General features: G+C 67.6%; 21 protein-coding genes. 12 read left to right on the top strand and 9 right to left on the bottom strand.

The window, feature by feature from the left end; all coding sequences use genetic code 11:
* Positions 1 to 186 precede the first annotated feature (186 nt).
* On the top strand, positions 187 to 1,482 hold the full coding sequence (locus Q0938_RS03975; RefSeq protein WP_299359369.1) for a universal stress protein: 1,296 nt from the start codon (positions 187 to 189) through the stop codon (positions 1,480 to 1,482).
* A 48-nt stretch (positions 1,483 to 1,530) separates the two neighbouring features.
* Here Q0938_RS03975 and Q0938_RS03970 read toward each other — a convergent pair whose 3' ends face one another.
* The 5 genes from Q0938_RS03970 to Q0938_RS03950 form a co-directional block, all read right to left on the bottom strand.
* Positions 1,531 to 3,720, bottom strand: coding sequence for a 3-hydroxyacyl-CoA dehydrogenase NAD-binding domain-containing protein (locus Q0938_RS03970; protein WP_299359364.1), 2,190 nt, complete (start codon positions 3,718 to 3,720; stop codon positions 1,531 to 1,533).
* Positions 3,721 to 3,731: 11 nt separating this feature from the next.
* Positions 3,732 to 4,943 carry an acetyl-CoA C-acetyltransferase gene (locus tag Q0938_RS03965; protein WP_299359361.1) on the bottom strand — a complete coding sequence of 404 codons (1,212 nt, stop codon included), beginning with the start codon at positions 4,941 to 4,943 and terminating at the stop codon, positions 3,732 to 3,734.
* Between the two features lie 10 nt (positions 4,944 to 4,953).
* Positions 4,954 to 5,580 (bottom strand): glutathione S-transferase family protein, encoded by a 627-nt coding sequence (locus Q0938_RS03960; protein WP_299359359.1) that lies wholly within the window; start codon positions 5,578 to 5,580, stop codon positions 4,954 to 4,956.
* A gap of 159 nt (positions 5,581 to 5,739) precedes the next feature.
* Positions 5,740 to 7,515, bottom strand: a complete 1,776-nt coding sequence (locus Q0938_RS03955) for an acyl-CoA dehydrogenase C-terminal domain-containing protein (RefSeq protein ID WP_299359357.1) — start codon at positions 7,513 to 7,515, stop codon at positions 5,740 to 5,742.
* 332 nt (positions 7,516 to 7,847) lie between these two features.
* Entirely contained in the window at positions 7,848 to 8,249 is a 402-nt protein-coding gene (locus Q0938_RS03950; protein ID WP_299359355.1) for a MerR family DNA-binding transcriptional regulator, read from the bottom strand.
* A gap of 148 nt (positions 8,250 to 8,397) precedes the next feature.
* Between Q0938_RS03950 and Q0938_RS03945 the strand changes: the two genes are divergently transcribed.
* From Q0938_RS03945 to Q0938_RS03935, 3 genes are read left to right on the top strand one after another with little or no spacing between them, the layout of a single operon-like run.
* Complete coding sequence (locus Q0938_RS03945) at positions 8,398 to 8,823, top strand: PaaI family thioesterase (RefSeq protein ID WP_299359353.1); 426 nt, start codon at positions 8,398 to 8,400, stop codon at positions 8,821 to 8,823.
* A 1-nt stretch (position 8,824) separates the two neighbouring features.
* Positions 8,825 to 9,328, top strand: a complete 504-nt coding sequence (locus tag Q0938_RS03940; protein ID WP_299359351.1) for a PaaI family thioesterase — start codon at positions 8,825 to 8,827, stop codon at positions 9,326 to 9,328.
* 37 nt (positions 9,329 to 9,365) lie between these two features.
* The gene (locus Q0938_RS03935) at positions 9,366 to 10,640 is read left to right on the top strand and encodes an MATE family efflux transporter (protein WP_299359349.1); all 1,275 of its coding nucleotides are present in this window, start codon (positions 9,366 to 9,368) and stop codon (positions 10,638 to 10,640) included.
* Between the two features lie 70 nt (positions 10,641 to 10,710).
* On the opposite strand, the gene Q0938_RS03930 is transcribed toward Q0938_RS03935, so the two are convergent.
* Complete coding sequence (locus Q0938_RS03930; protein WP_299359347.1) at positions 10,711 to 11,025, bottom strand: DUF1476 domain-containing protein; 315 nt, start codon at positions 11,023 to 11,025, stop codon at positions 10,711 to 10,713.
* Positions 11,026 to 11,156: 131 nt separating this feature from the next.
* Between Q0938_RS03930 and purC the strand changes: the two genes are divergently transcribed.
* The 7 genes from purC to Q0938_RS03895 all read left to right on the top strand — a co-directional run bounded on the left by purC (position 11,157) and on the right by Q0938_RS03895 (position 18,022).
* Complete coding sequence (gene purC, locus Q0938_RS03925; RefSeq protein WP_299359345.1) at positions 11,157 to 11,915, top strand: phosphoribosylaminoimidazolesuccinocarboxamide synthase; 759 nt, start codon at positions 11,157 to 11,159, stop codon at positions 11,913 to 11,915.
* 8 nt (positions 11,916 to 11,923) lie between these two features.
* Positions 11,924 to 12,163 (top strand): phosphoribosylformylglycinamidine synthase subunit PurS, encoded by a 240-nt coding sequence (gene purS / locus Q0938_RS03920; protein ID WP_299359343.1) that lies wholly within the window; start codon positions 11,924 to 11,926, stop codon positions 12,161 to 12,163.
* Complete coding sequence (locus Q0938_RS03915; RefSeq protein WP_299359341.1) at positions 12,160 to 12,921, top strand: class I SAM-dependent methyltransferase; 762 nt, start codon at positions 12,160 to 12,162, stop codon at positions 12,919 to 12,921. The genes purS and Q0938_RS03915 overlap by 4 nt, the downstream gene beginning before the upstream one ends.
* On the top strand, positions 12,918 to 13,769 hold the full coding sequence (fdhD, locus tag Q0938_RS03910) for a formate dehydrogenase accessory sulfurtransferase FdhD (RefSeq protein WP_299359339.1): 852 nt from the start codon (positions 12,918 to 12,920) through the stop codon (positions 13,767 to 13,769). Before Q0938_RS03915 ends, fdhD begins: the two co-directional genes overlap by 4 nt.
* A gap of 126 nt (positions 13,770 to 13,895) precedes the next feature.
* Positions 13,896 to 16,166, top strand: coding sequence for a ribonuclease R (rnr, locus tag Q0938_RS03905; protein ID WP_299359337.1), 2,271 nt, complete (start codon positions 13,896 to 13,898; stop codon positions 16,164 to 16,166).
* Between the two features lie 142 nt (positions 16,167 to 16,308).
* A complete protein-coding gene (ccrA, locus tag Q0938_RS03900; protein ID WP_299359335.1) occupies positions 16,309 to 17,601 on the top strand; it encodes a crotonyl-CoA carboxylase/reductase in 1,293 nt (430 codons plus the stop codon).
* Positions 17,602 to 17,815: 214 nt separating this feature from the next.
* Positions 17,816 to 18,022, top strand: coding sequence for a cold-shock protein (locus Q0938_RS03895; protein ID WP_299359333.1), 207 nt, complete (start codon positions 17,816 to 17,818; stop codon positions 18,020 to 18,022).
* 287 nt (positions 18,023 to 18,309) lie between these two features.
* On the opposite strand, the gene Q0938_RS03890 is transcribed toward Q0938_RS03895, so the two are convergent.
* On the bottom strand, positions 18,310 to 18,645 hold the full coding sequence (locus tag Q0938_RS03890) for a hypothetical protein (protein WP_299359331.1): 336 nt from the start codon (positions 18,643 to 18,645) through the stop codon (positions 18,310 to 18,312).
* Positions 18,646 to 18,909: 264 nt separating this feature from the next.
* Between Q0938_RS03890 and Q0938_RS03885 the strand changes: the two genes are divergently transcribed.
* A complete protein-coding gene (locus Q0938_RS03885) occupies positions 18,910 to 20,457 on the top strand; it encodes an AAA family ATPase (protein WP_299359329.1) in 1,548 nt (515 codons plus the stop codon).
* Between the two features lie 18 nt (positions 20,458 to 20,475).
* Here Q0938_RS03885 and Q0938_RS03880 read toward each other — a convergent pair whose 3' ends face one another.
* Complete coding sequence (locus Q0938_RS03880; RefSeq protein WP_299359327.1) at positions 20,476 to 20,904, bottom strand: SUF system Fe-S cluster assembly protein; 429 nt, start codon at positions 20,902 to 20,904, stop codon at positions 20,476 to 20,478.
* Between the two features lie 111 nt (positions 20,905 to 21,015).
* Entirely contained in the window at positions 21,016 to 21,765 is a 750-nt protein-coding gene (locus Q0938_RS03875; RefSeq protein WP_299359326.1) for a MipA/OmpV family protein, read from the bottom strand.
* Positions 21,766 to 21,850: the final 85 nt, after the last annotated feature.

Here is a 21,850-nt window from a genome sequence, read left to right as displayed (position 1 = left end):
GTAACCCGATTCCGCCGCGGCGTGTAGATCGGATTTCCGGGCGCAATGCCCGCGACGCGCTGAATTCGACGGTGTGCCCCGAAAGACACGCCTGTGGCGAGGCCAGCACGACCCCCGACTTTACCCGCGGCGGTCGCTGCGCATAATGACCCTCTCGCCGGAAGCGTTCGGGATAGCCGTGTACCCATGAGCCCGACCCTGATCATTGCCAGCGACCTTTCCGATCGTTCCGATCTGGCGCTTCAGGCGGCCCCGTTCTTCGCCACGCGGATGGGGGCCGGCCGGATCGTCCTGCTGCATGTGGTGGATGATGTCGGCGGCGAACCCGTCGCCGCCGCCGAGATCGAGATCGAGGGGGCCGAACTGCTGCGCGAGGCGCGCCGGCTTTCCGGCGTCGCGGTCGAGACGCGGGTTCTGGTCGGAACCCCCGACGAGGAAATCCTAAGCCACGCGGATGAGGTCGCGGCCGGGCTGATCCTCGTCGGCGCCCCGCGATCCCGCCGGTTCCTGGACCGGATGCGCGGCACCACGGCGGACCGGCTGATGCGCCGGGGCAGGTGTCCGGTGGCGATGATCATCGCACCGCTGCCGGTGGTGCGTCCGACCGTTCTGTTCGCCACGGACCTGACGCCGCGTGCGGATCGCGCCCTGCAGGTCAGCGCGGATCTGGGTCTCACGCGCGACGTCGCGCTGCGCGTCCTGTCAGCCGACGAGATGCTGGTCGCCCCGGCCCGCGGCGCGGATGCGGCCGGCGCTCAGGACATGTTTGGCGGCCTGATCCGGCGCAACCCGGACCTCGAAACGAGGCTGCGGCGGCACTATCATCCGCAGCAATTCGCCGGCGGCAGTGTGGACTACATCGCCGCGCAGGGGTCCGCCGTCAGCGCCATCCGCCAGGTGGCGCGACACTGCAGGGCGGATCTGGTCGTCATCGGCACACGCGGGCGGGGCGTACTGGCCAGTCTCGCCTTCGGGAGCACGGCGTCCGAACTGCTGGGACGTCCGGTCACCAACCTTCTGATCGTTCCCGACACCACCGCGGTCGAGCGGGTCCTGCCGCCCAAGGGACCGGTCATCGCCGCGATCGATCCGGCCAGGCTGGCGTGGCAGCAGCCCGTGCTTTCCCGCGCGGTCGAGGCCGGCGCCGCCCGCGGCGCGCCCGTCCACGTGCTGGCGGTCCTGGACGGCGCGCTGTCCGCGCGGGCCTCGACTGCGGATCGCCTGTCGCTGATCGCCGCCGACCTCTCAGCCGTCAGGACGCGAGTCGCCGCCTGGCTGGAGACCTGCGGCACGGGCGACGAGGTGCTGGAGGTGGTGTTCGGGCACCCTGACGAGGAAATCGTGCGCGCCGCGGACAGGCATGGCGCCCAGGCGATCGTTCTCGGGACCTCCAGTTCCGGGCGGAGCTATGGCGGCGTTGTGGAGCGTGTTCAGGACAGCGGCGCCTACGAGACGATACTGAGCGACACGATCGAGCCATAAGTATCGGCGGCCCTGCGGACCGGGCGCGAAGCCCGGCCCGCGCCGCACTCAGGCGGCCTTCTTCTGGTCCGGGCCGAAACGGCCATAGAAGCTCTCACCCCGCTCCGCCATCTCGCGCAGCAGGGCCGGAGGGGCGAAGCGGTCGCCGTGCCGATCGGACAGCGCCTCGGCGATCTCAACGGCGCGCGGGGCGCCCAGCATGTCGAGCCAGCCGAACGGTCCCCCGGTCCAGGGCGCGAACCCCCAGCCGAGGATGGCGCCCACGTCGCCCTCGCGGATGTCCTCCAGCACGCCGGCCTCCAGCGCCCGGACGGCTTCCAGCGCCTGCACCATCATCAGGCGATGCTGCACCTCGGTCAGTTCCGGCTGGTCGTCGGCACGCGGGAACCGGTCGTCCAGTCCCGACCACAGGCCGGTCCGCTTGCCGGCGTCGTCATAGGCGTAGAACCCGGCCTTTGACTTGCGGCCCATGCGGCCCTGATCGGCCATCCAGAACAGGACGTCGTCGACATTGCCATCCGGATAGTCGTTGCCCATGGCGGCGCGGGTCGCCTTGGCGATCTTGACGCCCAGGTCGATCGACGTCTCGTCGATCAACTGCAGCGGCCCCAGCGGCATGCCCATCATCTTGGCCGCATTCTCGACCAGGGTGGGGTTCACGCCTTCACCCACCATCCGCACCCCTTCGTTGATATAGGGGATGATGCAGCGATTGGCGTAGAAGAACCGTTCGTCGTTCACCACGATCGGGGTCTTGCGGATCTGGCGGACGAAATCGAGCGCCTTGGCCACGGCGCGGTCCCCGGTTTCCCCGCCTTTGATAATTTCCACCAGCGCCATTTTGTCGACGGGGCTGAAGAAATGGATGCCGATGAACTGGTCGGGCCGCTGCGAAGCGCGCGCCAACTCCGAGATCGGCAGAGTCGAGGTATTGGTGGCGAAGATCGCGTCCGCGGGAATGACCGCCTCGGCCTTGCGGGTGACGTCGGCCTTGACGTCGATGTCCTCGAAAACCGCCTCGACGATCAGGTCGCAGCCGTCCAGCGCGGCATAGTCGGTGGTGGCCAGGATGCGGCTCAGGACCTCGGCCTTCCTCGCCTCGGTCACCTTCTTGCGCTGGATGCCCTTGTCGAGCAGGGATTCTGAGTGGGCCTTGCCCCGATCGGCGGCGTCCTGCGCGGCATCGATCAGCACCACCTCGATCCCCGCAGTGGCGCTGACATAGGCGATGCCGGCGCCCATCATCCCGGCCCCCAGGATGCCAACCTTGCGGACCGTCTGGTCGGGCACGTCGGGTCGGTTTGCGCCCTTTTCCAGCGCCTCCTTGTTGATGAACAGGCTGCGGATCATGTTGGCCGAGGACGGGTTCATCAGGACATGGGTGAACCAGCGCGCCTCGATCCGCAGGGCGGTGTCGAACGGCACCAGCGACCCTTCGTATACGGCGCTGAGCAGCGCCTTGGCCGCCGGATAGACGCCCATCGTCCTGCCCAGCACCATCGCGTTGGCGCCCAGGAAGGTCATGAAGCCCGCCGGGTGATAGGGCGTGCCGCCGGGCATCTTGTAGCCCTTCTGGTCCCACGGCTTGACGAGGTCGGCGTCCGAGGCCTGCAGCACCCAGTCACGGGCGCTGCCGACGGGATCGTCCACCACCTCGTCGATCAGGCCCGCGGCCCTGGCCTTCTTCGGATCGTTCAGCTTTCCTTCCAGCAGGATCGGGGCGGCGGCCATGGCGCCCATCTTGCGCACCAGTCGCGTCGTGCCGCCGGCGCCGGGAAAGATGCCGACCATGATTTCCGGCAGGCCGATCTTGGCCTTGGCGTTGTCGGCCGCAAAGATCCGGTGGGTGGCGAGCGGCAGTTCGAGCCCGATCCCCAGGGCCGTGCCGGGCAGGGCGGCCGCGATCGGCTTGCCGCCCTTCAGCGTCTTGGGGTCCATGCCGGCGCGCTCGATCTTGCGCAGCAGGTTATGCAGCGACATGACCCCGTCGAACACGGCCCGGGCGCCGCCCGCGTCCTTCATGCCGGCGATCACGTTCAGGTCCATGCCGGCGGCAAAGTCCTTCTTGCCACTGGTGATGACGATGCCTCTGACGGCGTCGTCGGACAGGGCGGCGTCGATCAGGCCGCCCAGCTGCTGCGCGCCCTCCATCGACAGGACGTTCATCGACTTGCCGGGGACGTCCCAGGTGATCACGGCGACGCCGTCGTCGCCCTTGTCCATGGTGAAATCGGTCATCTCGATTCTCCTCACACCCGCTCGATGATCGTGGCGGCGCCCATGCCGGACGCGACGCACAGGGTGGCCAGACCGGTTTCCTTGTCCTGCCGTTCCAGTTCGTCCAGCAGCGTCCCGATGATGATCGCGCCGGTGGCGCCCAGCGGGTGGCCCAGTGCCATCGCCCCGCCATTGACGTTCACCCGATCGGGCGACACCTGGAACGCCTGCAGAAAGCGCAGCACCACGGCGGCAAAGGCCTCGTTCACCTCGAACAGGTCGATGTCGCCGATCGACATCCCGGCCTCGCGCAGGATCTTGTCGGTAACGGGGACCGGCCCGGTCAGCATGATCGTCGGATCGGTGCCGATCTTGGCCGTGGCGCGGATGCGGGCGCGCGGTTTCAGGCCGCGCGCCTCGCCCCATTCCCTGGTCCCCACCAGCACTGCGGCGGCGCCATCGACGATGCCCGACGAGTTTCCGGCGTGGTGGATGTGCCGGATCTCGGGAAGATGCGGATATTTCAGCAGCGCCACCTTGTCGAAGCCGGGCATCACCTCGCCCATGTCCTTGAAGCTGGGCTTCAGTGCGGCAAGAGATTCCAGCGTGGTGTCGGGGCGCATGTATTCATCCCGGTCCAAGATGGTCAGCCCGTTCTGGTCGGTGACCGGGACGACCGACTTGTCGAAGCGTCCCTCGTCCCAGGCCTGCTTGGCGCGCCGCTGGGATTCCACCGCCAGCGCATCGGCCTCTTCCCGGGTGAACCCGTACTCGGTGGCGATGATGTCGGCCGAGATGCCCTGAGGCACGAAATAGGTCTTCATCGCGACGCTGGGATCGACGCCGATCGCGAACCCGTCGCTGCCCATCGGGACGCGACCCATCATCTCGACCCCGCCCGCCAGATAGGCCTGACCGGCGCTGCCCCTGATCTGGTTCGCCGCCAGGTTCACCGCCTCCATCCCCGAGGCGCAAAAGCGGTTGATCGACAGGCCGGGGATGGATTCGTCCAGGTCGGACAGCAGCACGGCTGACCGTGCCAGGCAGCCGCCCTGTTCCATGACCTGGGTGGCGTTGCCCCAGATCACATCCTCGACCGACTGCCCGTCCAGCCCGTTGCGATCCTTCATGGCGTTCAGCAGGCGGGCCGATAGGGCCAGCGAGGTGACCTCGTGCAGGCTGCCGTCGGGGCGGCCCTTGCCGCGCGGGGTCCGAGCGGCGTCAAAGATAAAGGCGTCGGTCATCTGGTCTCCTTCACGCCCGGTCGGCAGGGCTGCCGGGCATCAGATCATAGGGGTGTTTCCAGCCGGGCAGGGCCGCGATGCGGTCCAGCCAGGCGCCCATGCGGGGCCAGTCGGCGCGGTCGAAGCCGAACGGCTCAGGATAGAACAGATACCCGCAGCAGGCGAAATCGGCGATCGTCGGCTCGGCATCGGCGACCCAGTCGCGGCCCTCCAGATGCCGCTCCAGCACCTTGTAGGACGCCCGCAGCCGCCCCTGCAGATAATCGATGGCGCCCGCAGGCCGCTTTTCCGCCGGCAGAAAATTCATCAGGAACCGGGCCGGACCGGCCTGGCCGGACAGACGGTGGTTGTCGAAGAACATCCAGCGCAGGACCTCATTGCGGTCGCGCCCCAGGAACTTGCCCGTTCTTTCGGCGACATGGAGCTGGATGACGGCCGACTGGGTCAGGGTCAGGTCGCCTTCGCGAAAGACCGGGACCTCGCCCATCTCGTTCAGCCCGATGAAATCCGGTCCGCGTGTTTCGCCGCTGAAGAAGGCGACCTGGACCGGCTCCCAGTCGTAGCCCGCCAGTTCCAGCGTCAGCGCCGCCTTGTAGGCGTTGCCGGATTCGCCAAAGCACCAGAGTTTCGCGGTCATCCCGCCCTCCCCACTATTCATCGCCCTTCAACACTCCGCCGAAACGCGGCTCCCCCATGGGAACCTTGCCGCAATTGATCGCAGATGTGCCATAGTCTGGAAAGACGAGGGTCTGATTGGAACCCGGCCCGGCACACTGCCGCAAACGAACGACGATCTTCAGAACCGATCGGCGGCCAACGCCATGACCGTATCCGAGCCCGAGGATATCCGCGCCAGATGCGTGGCCGTGATCGGCAGTTGCCGCGCCATGTAGTAGCGGCCGGTGGTCAGCTTGTCGTTCAGGAACGCCGCGTCGCCTTCGCCGGCGTCCAGCATGGCCTGCGCCGCCACCGCCATCTGTGCCCACATCAGCCCCAAGGCCGTGTGGCCGAACAGGTGCATGAAGTCATAGCTGCCGGCCAGCGCATCGTTGGGGTTCTTCATGCCCCGTTCCATGAAGAACATCGCGGCCGCCTGCAGGTCCTTCGACGCGGCCTTGAGCGGGTCGAGGAAGTCGGCCTTGAGCGTGGCATTGCCCTCGTGCGTCCTGATGAAGGTCTTCACCAGGTCGAAGAACGCCATGACATGCCTGCCGCCGTCCTGCGCCAGCTTGCGGCCCACCAGATCCAGCGCCTGGATGCCGTTCGCCCCTTCGTAGATCATCGCGATCCGGGCATCGCGCACGAACTGCGACATGCCCCATTCCTCGATATAGCCGTGGCCGCCATAGACCTGTTGCGCCTGGACGGTGCCGTCAAAGCCGCGGTCGGTCAGGAAGCCCTTGATCACCGGAGTCAGCAACGACACGAGCCCGTGCGCGGCCTGATCACCCGCGTGGCCCTTGTCGATCATGTGCGCGGCCCAGAAGGCGAGCGCCCGCGCCCCTTCCAGGAACGACCGTTGGTCCATCAGCATCCGCCGGACATCAGGGTGGACGATGATCGGATCCGCGGGGCCCGCCGGGTTCTGAACGCCGGTCACGGCGCGGCCCTGCAGCCGGTCGCGGGCATAGTCGACGGCGTTCTGATAAGCCGCCTCTGCTGCCGCATAGCCCTGCAGCCCCACGCCGAGCCGGGCCTCGTTCATCATCGTGAACATGGCGCGCATGCCCTTGTGCAGGTCGCCCAGCAGCCAGCCCCGCGCCCCGTCATAGTTCATCACGCAGGTGGCGTTGCCGTGAATGCCCATCTTGTCTTCCAGCTTGCCGACGGACAGCGGCTGGCGCTCGCCCAGGCTGCCATCCTCGTTCACCAGGAACTTGGGCACGATGAACAGGCTGATGCCCTTCGTGCCCTCGCCGCCGCCCGGCGCCCGGGCGAGCACCAGGTGGATGACGTTCTCGGACAGGTCGTGGTCGCCGGACGAGATGAAGATCTTCTGTCCGGTGATGCTGTAGCTGCCGTCGTCCAGCGGTTCGGCCCGGGTGCGCAGCAGCCCCAGATCGGTCCCGCAATGCGGTTCGGTCAGGTTCATCGTCCCGGTCCAGTCGCAGGACACCAGCCTGGGCAGGTAGGTCTGCTTCTGCGCGTCAGTGCCGTGCGCGTGGATCGCCGAATAGGCGCCGTGCGTCAGCCCCTGATACATGTTGAAGGCGAGGTTGGCGCTGACAAAGATCTCGCCGGTCGCGACGCCCAGCACATAGGGCATGCCCTGGCCGCCATAAGACGGGTCGCAGTCGAGCCCGGTCCAGCCGCCGGCCTTGACCTGCTCGAACGCCTCCTTGAAACCCGCGGGTGTGCGCACCACTCCGTTTTCCAGGACGCAGCCTTGTTCGTCGCCGACCCGGTTCAGCGGCTCCAGCACGTCGGTCGCGAGCTGGCCGGCGGCGTCCAGGATGGCGGCGGTGAAGTCGCGATCCAGTTCGTCATGGCCCGGCAGGCCGGAGTCGGACAGTTTCAGCACGTCGTGCAGCAGGAACTGCATGTCCTGAACGGGGGCGGTATAGCGGGTCAAATCGCTCTCCTAATGGATCGGTTGCTGGCGACCCTCGGCCGGTCAGCACATGTCTGGTCCGGGGCGCAGACGGCGAAACTGACTACGTCTCCGGTATGCGCGCGGGCGTCGGGGCAGGTCCGCAGGATCGGCGCAATCGGCGCAATCGGCGAAGGGCGTTACACGCGCACTGGACCAGGCATGCGGCTGATGTTCGATATCGTCCCCGCGGGAATGCTTCCTCTGGGCGGCAATATACGTGGCTTCCCCCGGTCGCGAACACCGAACGTGGCGTCACCGTCGCGCGCGTCGGAGGTGCCGTGCTGCCGCCTTCTGCCTGCCTACGGGGCAGGTCAGCCGGACGACCGGTCCGACTTGTCCATCTCGTCCAGCAGACGGGCGGTTTCATTGCGCAGGTCGCGCAGGTCGATCATCGCCGCATCCAGGTCGCTGCGCTGCTTTTCCAGCACCTTCAACTGCCGGTCGGCGCTGTCGAGCCAGACGAGATACTGTTCCCGGGTGCCCTTCTGCTCATAGATCAGCAGCCACTGACGGATTTCCTCCAGCGAAAAGCCGAAACGGCGGCCGCGCATGATCAGCTTCATGCGCGCGATTTCCCGGGGTCCGTAGAACCGCGACCGACCTTCGCGCCGCGGGCTCAGCAGTTCGATGTATTCGTAGTAACGAAGCGTGCGGGGCGTCACGTCGAATCGCGCGCACATCTCCTTGAAGCTGATATAGGAGTCACCCGGCATGACCGCTCCGCCCGTTCCGTCGGACGCTAGCCCTGTTCGAGGCAAAGCTCAACCAGGGCTAGGCGGCCCGGCCTTCGGATGATCGTTGCGCTTGCGTCCGTCGCGATGGCGTGGGTAATCCGGACCGACACAAGCCGGGGACAGGCAGATGCCGCAGGACGACGAGCGCGCCAAGATCGCCAAGCAGTTCATGGACGGGCTGCCGCATGTCAGCGCGCTGGGGGCGCGGCTGACCGGTTTCGGCGACACCCGGGCCGAGATCGAGATGGAGTGGCGGGCCGACCTGGTCGGCGACCCGCGCACGGGCGTGATCCATGGCGGTGTCGTGTCGGCGCTGATGGATACCTGCGGCGGCGCGTCGGTGATGGCGCATCCGGATCTGCCGAACGGCACCGCGACCATCTCGCTGCGCATCGACTACATGCGGTCCGCAACGCCCCGGCAGAAGCTGCGGGCCCGGGCCGAGTGCTTTCACATCACCCGCACGGTCGCGTTTGTCCGCGCCATCGCGCTGGATGACGACGAGGAGCGGCCGGTCGCGACCGCGACAGGGTCCTTCACGGTGGAACGCTGACATGGCCGACCGCAACGAGCCGCTGGACCGGATCAAGTCGCGCCGCAATGCCGCGGTGGCGGCCATCGTCGACCGCGTCCCGTACATCACCTGGCTGGGCATCAGGTTCGACCGCCGCGGCGACGAACTGACCGCCGTCCTGCCGTTTTCGGAGAAGCTGATCGGCAATCCCGCGCTGCCGGCCCTTCACGGCGGTGTCACGGCGGCCTTTCTGGAAATCGCGGGTCTGGTCGAACTGACCTGGGCGTCCATGTGGGACGACATGGAATCGGGGCGGTTCGTGCCCGACGCCACCTTGCCGGGCACCGCCCCGCGCCTGGCGAAGACAATCGACTTTTCCGTGGACTACCTGCGTTCGGGGTTGCCGCGGGACAGCTATGCCAGGGCGCGGGTCGTGCGGCTGGGCCGGCGCTATTCCAGCGTTCAGGTCGAGGCGTGGCAGGACAATCGCGGCCGGCCCTTTGCGCAGGCGAACGGGCATTTCCTGATGCCGCAGGGTGGCTGATCCTCCGACGCCCTCTGCCGCGCTGACGAATCGACGGGTGCTGGCGATCGCACTGCCGATCGTGCTGTCGAACGCGACCATTCCGATCATGGGCGCAGTCGACACCGGCGTTGTCGGCCAGCTCGGCCGGGCCGAGCCGATCGGCGCGGTGGGGATCGGCGCCGTCATCCTCGTGTCGCTCTACTGGGTGTTCGGGTTCCTGCGCATGGGGACCTCGGGCCTGGTGGCACAGGCCCACGGGGCAGGGGACGAATTCGAGTCCGGCGCGCATCTGCTGCGTGCCCTGACCATTGGCTTTGCCGCCGGGCTGCTGCTGGTGCTGATCCAGGCACCGCTGGTGGCTGCGGCCTTCCGGTTGGCGCCCGCCTCGGCCGAGGTCGAGACGCTGGCGCGTGACTATCTGGCCATCCGCATCTGGGGGGCGCCGGCGACGATCGGCATGTATGCGCTGACCGGGTGGCTGATCGCGGTGGAACGGACCCGCGCCATACTTGCGGTGCAGATGCTGATGAACGGCGTCAACGTCACCCTGGACCTGTGGTTCGTTCTGGGGCTGGGGTGGGGCGTCACGGGCGTGGCCTGGGCGACGCTGATTGCCGAATGGTCCGGGATCGCCTTGGCCCTGTGGTTCGCCCGCGCGGCCATCGTTGCAGGGCTGCGCCGCGGCGGGCTGTGGGCGCGGTCCGGGCTGATGCGGCTGGTCCGGGTCAACGGCGACATCATGATCCGCTCGGTGCTGCTGCAGGCGTCGTTCACCAGCTTCACCTTCCTGGGCGCGGCGCAGGGCGATGTCGCGCTCGCCGCCAACCAGGTGCTGCTGCAGTTCCTGCAGCTGACCGCCTATGCGCTGGACGGCTTTGCCTTTGCGGCCGAGGCGCTGGTCGGACAGGCGGTGGGTGCCCGGCGTCCCGGTCGGGTCCGCGTGGCCGCGCGCCTGACAGGCTGGTGGGGACTGGGCGGCGCGCTGGCGCTGGGGTTGGTCTTTGCCGTGGCGGGGGGGCAGATCATCAATCTGCTGACCACGTCGACCGAGGTGCGGGACACCGCCCGGCGGTATCTGCCGTGGCTTGTGGCCGCGCCGGTCATCGGCATCGCCAGCTGGATGCTGGACGGCGTGTTCATCGGCGCGACCCTGACGCGCGAGATGCGCAACGCGATGCTGTTGTCCGTGATCGTCTATGTCGCGGCGGTGATGGTGCTGCCCGGAATGATGGGCAACCACGGATTGTGGGCGGCGCTGATGATCCTGAACGCGACGCGCGGGGTGACCATGGCCAGGCTGTACCCGAGGGCCGAGGCTGCAGCGGCCTGACCGGCAAACAGTTGCGCGCCGGTCCCCGGGCGATCGCCACGGAAGCCCGGCGCGGGTCAGATGCGGTGGTTCAGATTTCCTCGGCGATCTGCTGACGCGCGACGCCGCGCAGTTCCGCCATCTTGTTGCGGATCGTCTGTTCATCGGCCCGGTCGCCCAGATCGGCCCTCAACTTGCGGAACACGTCTTCTTCACCGGGTTCCTCGAAATCCGAGGTGACGACGGTCAGCGCATAGGTGCGGGCGTCGTCGCCGGTCTTGCCCAGCAGTTCGGCCGCCCATTCCCCCAGCAGGCGGTTGCGGCGCGCCTCGGCCTTGAAGCGCAACTCGGCATCATGGGCGAACTTGGACTCAAACGCGTGTTCACGGTCGTCGAAGGTGGTCATTGGTGGCCTCCAGTCACGGTTGTTGCTGATATGCCCACCGGCGGGGCATCCCGCAACCCCGGACCGCCGCCCGGCCATTGCCCCGAATGCCGCTTGTGGCCTATAGCGCGGATATCAAGAGGGATGGGACCATGGCACCACGCCGCAAGAAGATCTACGAGGGCAAGGCCAAGATCCTGTACGAAGGCACCGAGCCCGGCACGTTGATCCAGTATTTCAAGGACGACGCCACCGCCTTCAACGCCCAGAAGCGCGCCACCATCGAGGGCAAGGGCGTGCTGAACAACCGCCTGTCCGAGTTCTTCATGAACGGGCTGACGAATATCGGCGTCCCGAACCACTTTATCCGCCGCATCAACATGCGCGAGCAGCTGATCCGCCAGGTCGAGATCATCCCGCTCGAGGTGATCGTCCGCAACTTCGCCGCCGGCTCGATCTCCAAGCGGCTGGGACTGGAAGAAGGCACGCCGCTGCCGCGCCCCATTGTCGAATACAGCTACAAGAACGACGAACTTGGCGATCCGATGGTCAGCGAGGAATACATCGTGGCCTTCGGCTGGGCGACCCAGCAGGATCTGGACGACATCGTCAGTCTGGCCCTGCGGGTCAACGATTTCCTGTCGGGCGTGTTCTACGGCGTCAACATCAAGCTGATCGATTTCAAGATCGAGGTCGGACGGATCTGGGACGGCGATTTCATGCGGCTGATCGTGGCGGACGAGATCAGCCCCGACAGCTGCCGGCTGTGGGACGTCAAGACAGACCAGAAGCTGGACAAGGACGTCTTCCGCCGTGACCTGGGCAGCCTGACCGACGCCTATACCGAGGTGGCGCGTCGTCTGGGCGTGATGCCCGCGGCGCCGGTTGCCAAGCCCACCCTGATCAACTGAGGTCCGCCATGAAAGCGCGCGTCACCATCATGCCCCGCACCGGCGTCCTGGACCCGCAGGGCGAGGCGATCCGCCACGCGCTGGGCGGGCTGGGCTTCAAGGGTGTGACGAGCGTCCGGCAGGGCAAGGTGATCGAACTGGACCTGGAGGCGACCGATCCCGAGGCGGCGAGATCCGAGGTGGCACGCATGTGCGACCGGCTGCTGGCCAACAGCGTGATCGAAAGCTATCGCGTCGAGCTGCTTTGAGCGGTGCCGACGCGACCGATCCGGGGGCACATTTCCTGGCCGGCGCAGAGGATTATGCCGCCTTTCGTCCGGGCTATCCGCCTGACCTGACCTCCGCACTTGCCGGACTGGCGCCCGACCGCGCGTTGGTGGTGGATGTCGGCTGCGGGTCGGGGCAGCTGACTCGCGCGCTTGCCCGGCATTTCGACAGCGTTGTGGGTGTGGATGTCAGCCAGGCCCAGCTTGCGGCGGCCGATCCGGATCCCCGCATCCGCTATGTCCAGGCCAGCAGTGACGCGCTGCCGGTGCCGGACCGGTCCGCGGCGCTGATCACCGCCGGGCAGGCTGCGCACTGGTTCGATCTGCCCCGCTTCTACGATGAGGTCCGGCGTGCGGCGCGGCCGGGCGGCGTGGTCGCCCTGATCAGCTATGGTCCGCTGCGGCTCAAGGGGCCGTTGGCGGACCTGTTCGACCGCTTCTACGGGACCGAACTGCGGCCGTTCTGGCCCCCTGAGCGGCTGCATGTAGATCGCGGCTACCGCGACCTGCCGTTTCCCTTCCTCGAGCTTTCGCTGCCGCCGTCCTCGATGGACCTGGCATGGCCGCTGGACCGGCTGTTCGGGTATGTCCGCAGCTGGTCGGCGAGCAAGGCTGCGATCGCGGCGGGTTCAGCCGATCTGATCGACAGGTGGGAGGCGGGGGTCCGGGCGATCCTGCCTGTCGGCGCGGTTGTGAAAGCGAGATCCGAACTCGCCACCCGAGTGGGGCGGATCGAATGACGACCGGTAGCGATTCCATCCGGCCGTCCGGTCCCCTGCGGCGCTGGCGCGATGGGGGCTGGATGACCGCCGACGCGACCCCCGCCGCGCCGCGCTGCCCGGAGGAGGCCGCGGTTGCGATCGTGATCGACGGCGCCTCGCAGGCCGTGCTGATGGCGACGCCGCATGATCTGCACGACTTCGCGGTGGGGTTCGCCCTGACCGAGGGCCTGATCCGCAGTCCCGACGACGTGACCGGGTTCGAGACTGTCGATGTGGAGCCCGACATTGGGGCGCTGGGCCGGCTGACCGCCGTTGAGGCGCGGCTGTGGCTGCGGCCCGGGCTCGCATCCGGACTGGCAGAGCGTCGGCGGGCGATGGTGGGGCCGGTCGGCTGCGGTCTCTGCGGGGTCGACAGCATCGCTGCGGCGCTGCCTTCGATCGTTCCGGTCCGCTCGGATGCACGATTCGCACCCGGGGACGTGCTGAGCGCCATGCAGGCGATGGCCACCGGGCAGCGTCTGTGGCGCGACACCCCGTCGATCCACGCGGCCTGCCTGTGGCACCCGGACGCGGCGCTGGTGCGCGAGGATGTCGGCCGGCACAACGCACTGGACAAGCTGGCCGGCGCCGCCGCACGCTGTGGCATGTCGCCAGCCGGCGCGATCGTGGCGATGAGTTCGCGGCTGTCGGTCGATCTCGTGCAGAAGACCGCGCGTGTGGGCGCGCCGGTCCTGGTCGGTGCGGGCGTGCCGACGGAACTGGCGGTGGCCTGGGCCGAGGCGGCGGGAATCACCCTGATCGGACGGGCCCGGAATGGCGGCTTCGATCTGCATACCCACCCTGACCGGATCGGCGAGGCCGGGTGATCGCGAGGGCGTTCGGCGGCCCCCGCACTTGCTTGGTCCTGGCGCCGTGCGCGTCGCCGTCCGGAACGACCGTGCCGGTGACGATCGGACCTGCCACCCGTCCCGGCGCCATGCTACGGTGCGCGCATGATGAACATTCCGTCCCGCCAGCAGATCCTCGACTGGATCGCAGAAAACCCCGATGCCACCGCCAAGCGCGACATCGCCAAGGCCTTCAACATCAAGGGCGCGGAGCGGATCGACCTGAAGCGTGTGCTGAAGGAACTCGAGGAAGAGGGCCTGCTGGAACGCCGCAGGCGTACCTACCGCGACGCCGAACGTCTGCCCCCCGTCACCGTGCTGGAACTGCTGCCGCCAGACGCGGACGGTGACATCTTTGCGCGCCCCCTGGAATGGCAGGGCACCGGCCCGATGCCGCGGGTGCTGTTCGCGCCGCGCCAGTCCGATCCGGCGCTGGGTGGCGGCGAGCGGATCCTGGCACGGTTGATCGAGACCGACGGCGAGGATCACCAGTACCAGGCGAGGCTGATCCGCCGGATCGGCACTGCACCCCACAAGGTTGTGGGCATCTTCCGAAAGGAAGCCGAAGGCGGTCGGATCCTGCCGATCGACAAGGGTGTCGACCGGCAGTGGCGGGTGCGCCCGGATGCAACCCAGCAGGCCCGCGATGGCGAGCTTGTCGAGGCCGAGCAGACCGGACCCAAGGACCGGCTGGGGATGCCGTGGGCCCGCATCGTCGAGCGGCTGGGGGATCCATCGGCGCCCCGCGCCGTCAGCCTGATCGCCATCCACCAGCACGGCATCCCTGACGACTTCGCCGATGACGCGATGGCCGAGGCCGATGCGGCGCGGCCGGCGACGATGACGGGACGCGAAGATCTGCGCCACGTGCCGCTGATCACCATCGACCCTGCGGATGCCCGCGACCGCGACGACGCGGTTGCGGCGATGCCGGACGACGATCCCCGCAATCCCGGGGGCATGGTGCTGTGGGTGGCGATCGCCGACGTGGCCCACTATGTCCGGCCCGGAACCGCGCTGGACCGCGAGGCGCGGCTCCGGGGAAACTCGACCTACTTCCCCGATCGGGTCGTGCCGATGCTGCCCGACATCCTGTCTGCCGACCTCTGCAGCCTGCACGAGGCCGTGGACCGCCCGGTCGTCGCGGTGCGGATGCGCCTGGACGAACGCGGCGAGAAGATCGGCCATGATTTTCACCGGGGAATGATGCGCAGCCTCGCCTCGCTCAGCTATGAGCAGGCGCAGGCGGCGGCGGACGGAAACCCGGACGAGACGACCGCGCCGCTGCTGGACGAGGTCATCCGGCCGCTGTGGAAGGTCTACGCGCTGCTCAGGTCGGCACGCGCGCGCCGCCAGCCGCTGGACCTCGACCTGCCGGAACGCCGGATCGAGCTGACGCCGGATGGAAGGGTGAAATCGGTCAACTTCCGCGACCGCTACGACGCGCACCGGCTGATCGAGGAATGCATGATCCTGGCCAACGTGGCCGCCGCCGAGGAGCTGACCCGGCTGCGCCGGCCGCTGCTGTTCCGGGTGCACGAGGAACCCAGCCCCGAAAAGCTGGACGCGCTGCGCAAGGTGGCCGAGGCGTCAGGCTTTGCCCTGCCGCGCGGCCAGGTGCTGCAGACCAGCCAGCTGAACCGGTTGCTCGGCCAGGCCGAGGGCACGGATTTTGACGAGCTGATCAACATCAGCACGCTGCGGTCCATGACGCAGGCCTATTACCACCCGGCGAATGTCGGCCATTTCGGCCTGGCGCTGAAAAGCTACGCCCATTTCACCAGCCCGATCCGGCGCTATTCCGACCTGATCGTCCACCGTGCCCTGATCTCGGCGCACGGCTGGGGCAGCACTGGCAAGAAGGGCGACGGGCTGTCGCAGGGCGACATCGACACGCTGGAACAGACCGCAGAGCATATCAGCGAAACCGAACGCCGCAGCATGGCGGCGGAACGCGACACGACCGACCGCTATCTGGCCGCCTATCTGGCCGAACGCGTCGGGTCCGAGTTCACCGGCCGGATCAGCGGCATCCAGCGGTTCGGCGCCTTCGTGAAGCTGGACGAGACTGGTGCCGACGGGCTGCTGCCGATCCGGCAGATCGGTAACGAGTATTTCCACTACGACCGCGATGCCCAGACCCTGGTGGGCGCCGACACCGGCACCCGGCTGGGGATCGGTCAGCGCGTGACGGTGCGACTGGCCGAGGCGGTGCCGCTGACCGGCGGACTGATGCTGGAACTGGTCGAGCTTGAGGGCGAGGCGGTCGTGCAGGGCCCCGCCGGCCGGCGGGGCAAGGCGTCAAGGCGCAAGCCCGGCAAGACTGCCAAGGCGGGCGAGGCTCGGGCGCGGAAGCTGCGCCGGATCCGGCGCTGAGGCCTTTTCCCATCGCGCGCGAGTGATAATAATCTTGCGCGAAGGCGGCTGCGGACGGTTGCATAATTTCGGCGAGAGTTCTACGCGATGGAACGGACGCCCGCGATTCTGCATTGCGGCATGAACTTGCAAGGACAGACCCATGGCCCTGGACGCCCCGACCACCATTGCCCCCTATGACGCCCCGGAAAAGGACCTGTACGAACTGGGCGAGATGCCCCCGCTCGGCTATGTGCCGAAGCAGATGTACGCGTGGGCGATCCGCCGCGAACGCCACGGCGAACCGGAAACCGCCATGCAGGTCGAGGTTGTCGATACATGGGAGATCGATAGCAACGAGGTGCTGGTCCTGGTGATGGCGGCGGGCGTCAACTACAACGGCATCTGGGCGGGGCTCGGGCAGCCGATCAGCCCCTTCGACGGCCACAAGCAGCCCTATCACATCGCAGGCTCGGACGCGTCCGGGATCATCTGGAAGATCGGCGACAAGGTCCGCAACTGGAAGGTGGGCGACGAGGTCGTGATCCACTGCAACCAGGACGACGGCAACGACGAGGAATGCAACGGCGGCGACCCGATGTATTCGCCCACCCAGCGGATCTGGGGCTACGAGACGCCGGACGGGTCATTCGCCCAGTTCACCCGGGTCCAGGCGCAGCAGCTGATGCCGCGCCCGCGCCATCTGACCTGGGAAGAATCGGCCTGCTACACGCTGACGCTCGCCACCGCGTACCGGATGCTGTTCGGCCATGAACCGCATGAGCTGAAGCCCGGCATGAACGTGCTGGTCTGGGGGGCATCGGGCGGGCTGGGATCGTTCGCGATCCAGCTGGTCAACGCGGCGGGCGCCAATGCAATCGGCGTGATCTCCGAAGAGGACAAGCGCGACTTCGTCATGGGGCTGGGCGCCAAAGGTGTGATCAATCGCAAGGACTTCAACTGCTGGGGTCAGCTGCCCACAGTGAACACGCCCGAATACAAGGAGTGGTTCAACGAGGCGCGCAAGTTCGGCAAGGCGATCTGGGACATCACCGGCAAGGGCAACAATGTCGATATCGTCTTCGAACACCCGGGCGAGGCGACCTTCCCGGTCTCGACCCTGGTCTGCAAGAAGGGCGGCATGGTGGTGATCTGCGCCGGGACCACCGGGTTCAACTGCACCTTCGACGTGCGCTACATGTGGATGCACCAGAAGCGGCTGCAAGGCTCGCACTTCGCCCACCTGAAGCAGGCCGCCGCCGCCAACAAGCTGATGCTCGAGCGGCGCATCGATCCGTGCATGTCCGAGGTCTTCCCGTGGGCCGAAATTCCTGCGGCGCACACCAAGATGCTGCGCAACCAGCACAAGCCCGGCAACATGGCGGTTCTGGTCCAGGCGCCGGCGACCGGCCTGCGCACTTTCGAGGATGCCTTGGAGATGGGACGCCGCAACTGAGCGGGAGGGCAGGGTTGGGGCTCTGCCCGCAACCGCGCTTGGGAGCGGATCACTGCATCCCGCCCCTTGCGTTTTGCGCGCCGCTGGTCCATATGGGGTCGGCAAGCTCTTGTTTCGTTCGACCTGTCTCCGTTTTCGGCCGCAGTTTCTCGATACAATCTGACTGCGCCGGCCACCGCATGTCGCGGATGGCATGTCAAAAGGAGATATCACGATGGCCAGAGGCACCGTGAAATGGTTCAACACCACCAAAGGTTTCGGATTCATTGCCCCGGAAGGCGGCAAGAATGACGTTTTTGTCCACATTTCGGCCGTTGAGCGCGCCGGCATCCGTCAGCTGAATGACGGTCAGGCCGTGACCTTCGACCTGGAATCCGGCCGTGACGGCCGCGAATCGGCGACCAATCTGGCTCTTGCCTGAATTTCGCAGATTTCGTCTGATCGGGGGCGGCCGGAAACGGTCGCCCTTTTTCTTTGCGCGCACCGCCGCGGGCGACCCGGTGCCCGGTCGCGGCCGAAACTCTGCGGAGGCGGGCACACCGATCTGGCGTTCCCGTCCGATCACGGGACGAACACGCGCCGTTCTTCCCGAGGCTCGCCGACGAAGACGATGAGCCGCGAAGGTCAGACCCGCTGGCGGCTGCGTTCACCTTGCACGTCAGCGGCGCTTGCGCGGCACGCTCCTCCACGCTGCCGCCCACGCGCTGCTCAGTAATTGGCCGGCGGGTCGCTGGCCGGAAACGATTCGTCCGCCATCTCATCCACCGAATCCCAGCCTCTCGGCGGGTCCCGCATCGCGTCCTGGCCGGCCGGACGGACGAATTCATCGGCGGCGTCATCGGCCTCCGCCGCGGCCTTTGGCGAGATCGCTGCGAAATGGCGCCGCGAGGGGCCCGAGCCACCGGCACCACCTGCACGTACCCGGCGCTGTTGATCGGCGCTCAGATAGTCGCTCCGGTTCATCGCCCACGCCGCCAGTGCGCCCAGGCCGGCGACCACGAGATACGGCAGGATCGATCGCTGGCGAGTTCGATATCGTGGCATTCCGGGTCCCCTCTCATCCGTTTGATGTCCCGCTCTGGTGCCTGCCGGACAGGAACTCCGCCCGGCGGTTGCAGCAGAGACAACCGGCCAACGCGCCGCACCGACCAAAGGATCCGGCCCGCGTACGGGTGCCGGGATCCGGCGGCCGTGGAATGTCACGTTTCGACGCATGATCGTGCCCTGCCGGTTCGTGCCGTGACCCGCCTAGGCAACCTTTCTGCTCGTGCGGGTTGCCGCGCTGCCGGGGGACGCTAGGATGCCGCGATGCCGGGTGCCCCCCTTTTGAAGAACGCGAATGCGCTGTCGCCCGACCAGGCCGATGCCTGGGACGCGCTGGCCGACATTCTGGCGCAGGCGGGCGTCGACCTGACGGCGGAAGAGCTTCGGCCGCCCCAACCCGGCAAGGCGCGGGTGATGGCGGTGCTGGGCAAGGCGGGTTCGGGCAAGACGCTGCTGCTGGCCGAACTGACTCGCGCGCTGCGGGGTGCCGGGGTGCACATCGTGACCGGCGACCACGAGGCACGGCGGCGCAAGGATCGCCGCAGCGTTGCGGTGCTGGCCCCGACCAACAAGGCGGCGTTCGTGCTGCGGACCCGTGGCGTGCCGGCGACCACGATCCATCGCATCCTGTATACCCCGGTCTATGACCCCGAGTACGAGCGGCTTGCCGAATGGCTGGTCGGCACCGGCGATCGCCCCGCGATCCCCGATCTGACGGACGACGCGCTCGACCGGGCCTGGGCCTTCTATCAGCGCTACGGTTCGATCCCCGGGGCGTTGGCCGCCGCGGGCCTGCGCGGATCCGATTTCATCCAAGGCTGGAAGCGCCGCGACGAGGCGCTGGACATCGGGTTGATCGACGAGGCGTCGATGCTGGACGAACGTCAGTTCGACGATCTGCGCGAGATATTCCCCGTGCTGGTGCTGTTCGGCGATCCCGCGCAGTTGGCGCCGGTCGGGCAGTCTGGCGACATGGTGTTCGACCGGCTGGCCACGTCGCAAAAGCTGACGCTGAACCGCATCCACCGCCAGGTCGAGGGCAACCCGATCCTCGACCTCGCGCACGCGCTGGGGGACGATAGCGTCGATTTCGCCAGGTTCGAGGATCTGGTCCGCGACGCGGCGTCTCGCGACGACCGGGTGATCTGGGCGGAACGCGTGGAAAGCGACCTGATGGCGCGCAGCCCCGTGCTGGTCTGGCGCAATGCAACGCGGGTTCGGCTGATCAGCGCCTTTCGCGCGGCACATGGCGCGCCGGGCGACGCGCTGCTGCCAGGCGAGCCGCTGATCTGCGACGGGATCGAACTGCCGCTGAAGCACCGCAAGAAGCGGATAGATCTGGAAGCCCGCGGGCTGATCAAGGGCGCGCAGGTGATCTATCTGGGGCCGGGCAAGAAGCCGGGCTTCGCCCGGCTGCACGTGATCGGCGCTGACGAGCCGCGGATTTCAGCCGCGTCGATCATCAAGATCGAGACGCCGGACGTGGATGATCCGTTCATCGCTTCGGCGGCGCGGATGGGGGCGGCGTTCCTGCACGGTGCGGCGGTCACGATCCACAAGGCGCAGGGCTCGCAGTGGCCCGACGTTCAGGTCTTCGCCCCCGACATCGCCGCGGCGGCCTGGTCGAATCGGACCGAGGCCGGCCTGCCCCTGTGGAAACGTCTGGCCTATGTCGCGATCACCCGGGCGCAGGACCGGCTGTTCTGGGTGACACGGGCGCGGCTCGCCCGGCCGCAGTCCGGCCTGTCCATCGACGATCTGACAGTGGAACCTGCGCCGCTTGCCCTGGCACCCGAGGCCGCCGGCGTGTGACCGGCGCACCCCCGGCTGTCACATGAAGCCGAGTTCCAGCCGCGCCTCGTCCGACATCATGTCCATGCCCCATTGCGGCTGGAACGTCATCTCGACATCGACCTGGCGCACACCCGGCAGCGGCTCGACCGCGTCGGCGACCCAACCCGGCATTTCGCCAGCCACGGGGCAGCCGGGCGCGGTCAGCGTCATGACGATCCGCACCGCGTTCTCATCATCGATCTGGATCGTATAGATCAGGCCAAGATCGTAGATGTTGACTGGAATTTCAGGATCATAGACGGTCTTGCATGCCTCCACCACCTGCTCGTACAGCGGATGGTCGACCGTCGATGGCGCGATCAGCGGGGTGCCCTCTGCCTGATCAATCCCGGTCGCGGAAACCTGCGGCGGCGCGGACGGGGTTTGCGCCGGTCGCGCCTGCGCGGAAGAATATGCATCGTCCATGGTGCTGACCCCAGCTCGTTATTCCCGAGCAATTATATAAGGGTTCAGGCGCCGCAGGAAAACCCCGATTGAGACCGCCTTTGCAGCGGGCCGGTGACCCGGCGCCAAGCGTCAGAAGCGGAAGTTGAACCGGTGGACCAGCCCGAGCCGGACCGACGGCTGCGCGGTGTCCTGAATGAACGGCGCGTCAGCGGCGTCGCCCGTCAGTTCGGTGTAACGCGCCTCGCCCAGCACGGCCAGGCTGTCGGTCAGCGCATAGCGCCCCTCCAGCGACAGGGCATGAGAATAGATGCCGCCATCCGGTGCATGGCCCGGCACCAGCGGGTCCGCCGATGCCACGCCGAAATAGCGGTCGACGAATTCCTCGTTGCCGAAGCCTGCCTCGGCCCCCGCCCACAGTGTCAGCCGCTCGCTGGGGCTGAATCGGTACTTGGCACCGACCTCGCCGACGATGCCCTCGTGACCGCCGAAGCCCTTGCGGGCCGCCACATAGCCGAACCCGTTGCCAAGCGAATATTTCAGCTGCGCGCCCAGTTCGCCTGCTGCATCGATGTCGGGCAGCCCGGCAAGGGCCGGGCTGTCATCCGCGTCCCGCGCCGCGCGATAGGCGAATGACGGCGAGATCGCCAGACCGTCGGCCGAGCCGTCGCGGGTCAGCGCCTGCCCCGGCCGGGTCAGGTCGACATTGCGAAAGATCACCCAGGGCGATGCGTCGCGCTCGTCCGACCCCATCCAGTCCGGCCCGTAATCCGCGCCGAGGCCGACGTCAGCCGCGAAGCCCCAGCCATCCTGCGCCTGTGCCGGTGCCGCCATGACCGAGGCGGCAAGCAGGATGGCCGACATCGGCAGCAGATTGGTCATCGAGGGGGGCCTCTTCAGGGTGTGCTTGCGAATGGCATGCATCGCGCGCGACGCGATTCCAAGCCGCGCGCGCACCGCCCCTTTC

Source organism: uncultured Paracoccus sp., from assembly GCF_947496875.1.
Classification (GTDB): domain Bacteria; phylum Pseudomonadota; class Alphaproteobacteria; order Rhodobacterales; family Rhodobacteraceae; genus Paracoccus.
The sequence above is the reverse complement of the archived record's forward strand: the minus strand, read 5'-3'. Positions and strand labels throughout refer to the sequence as shown.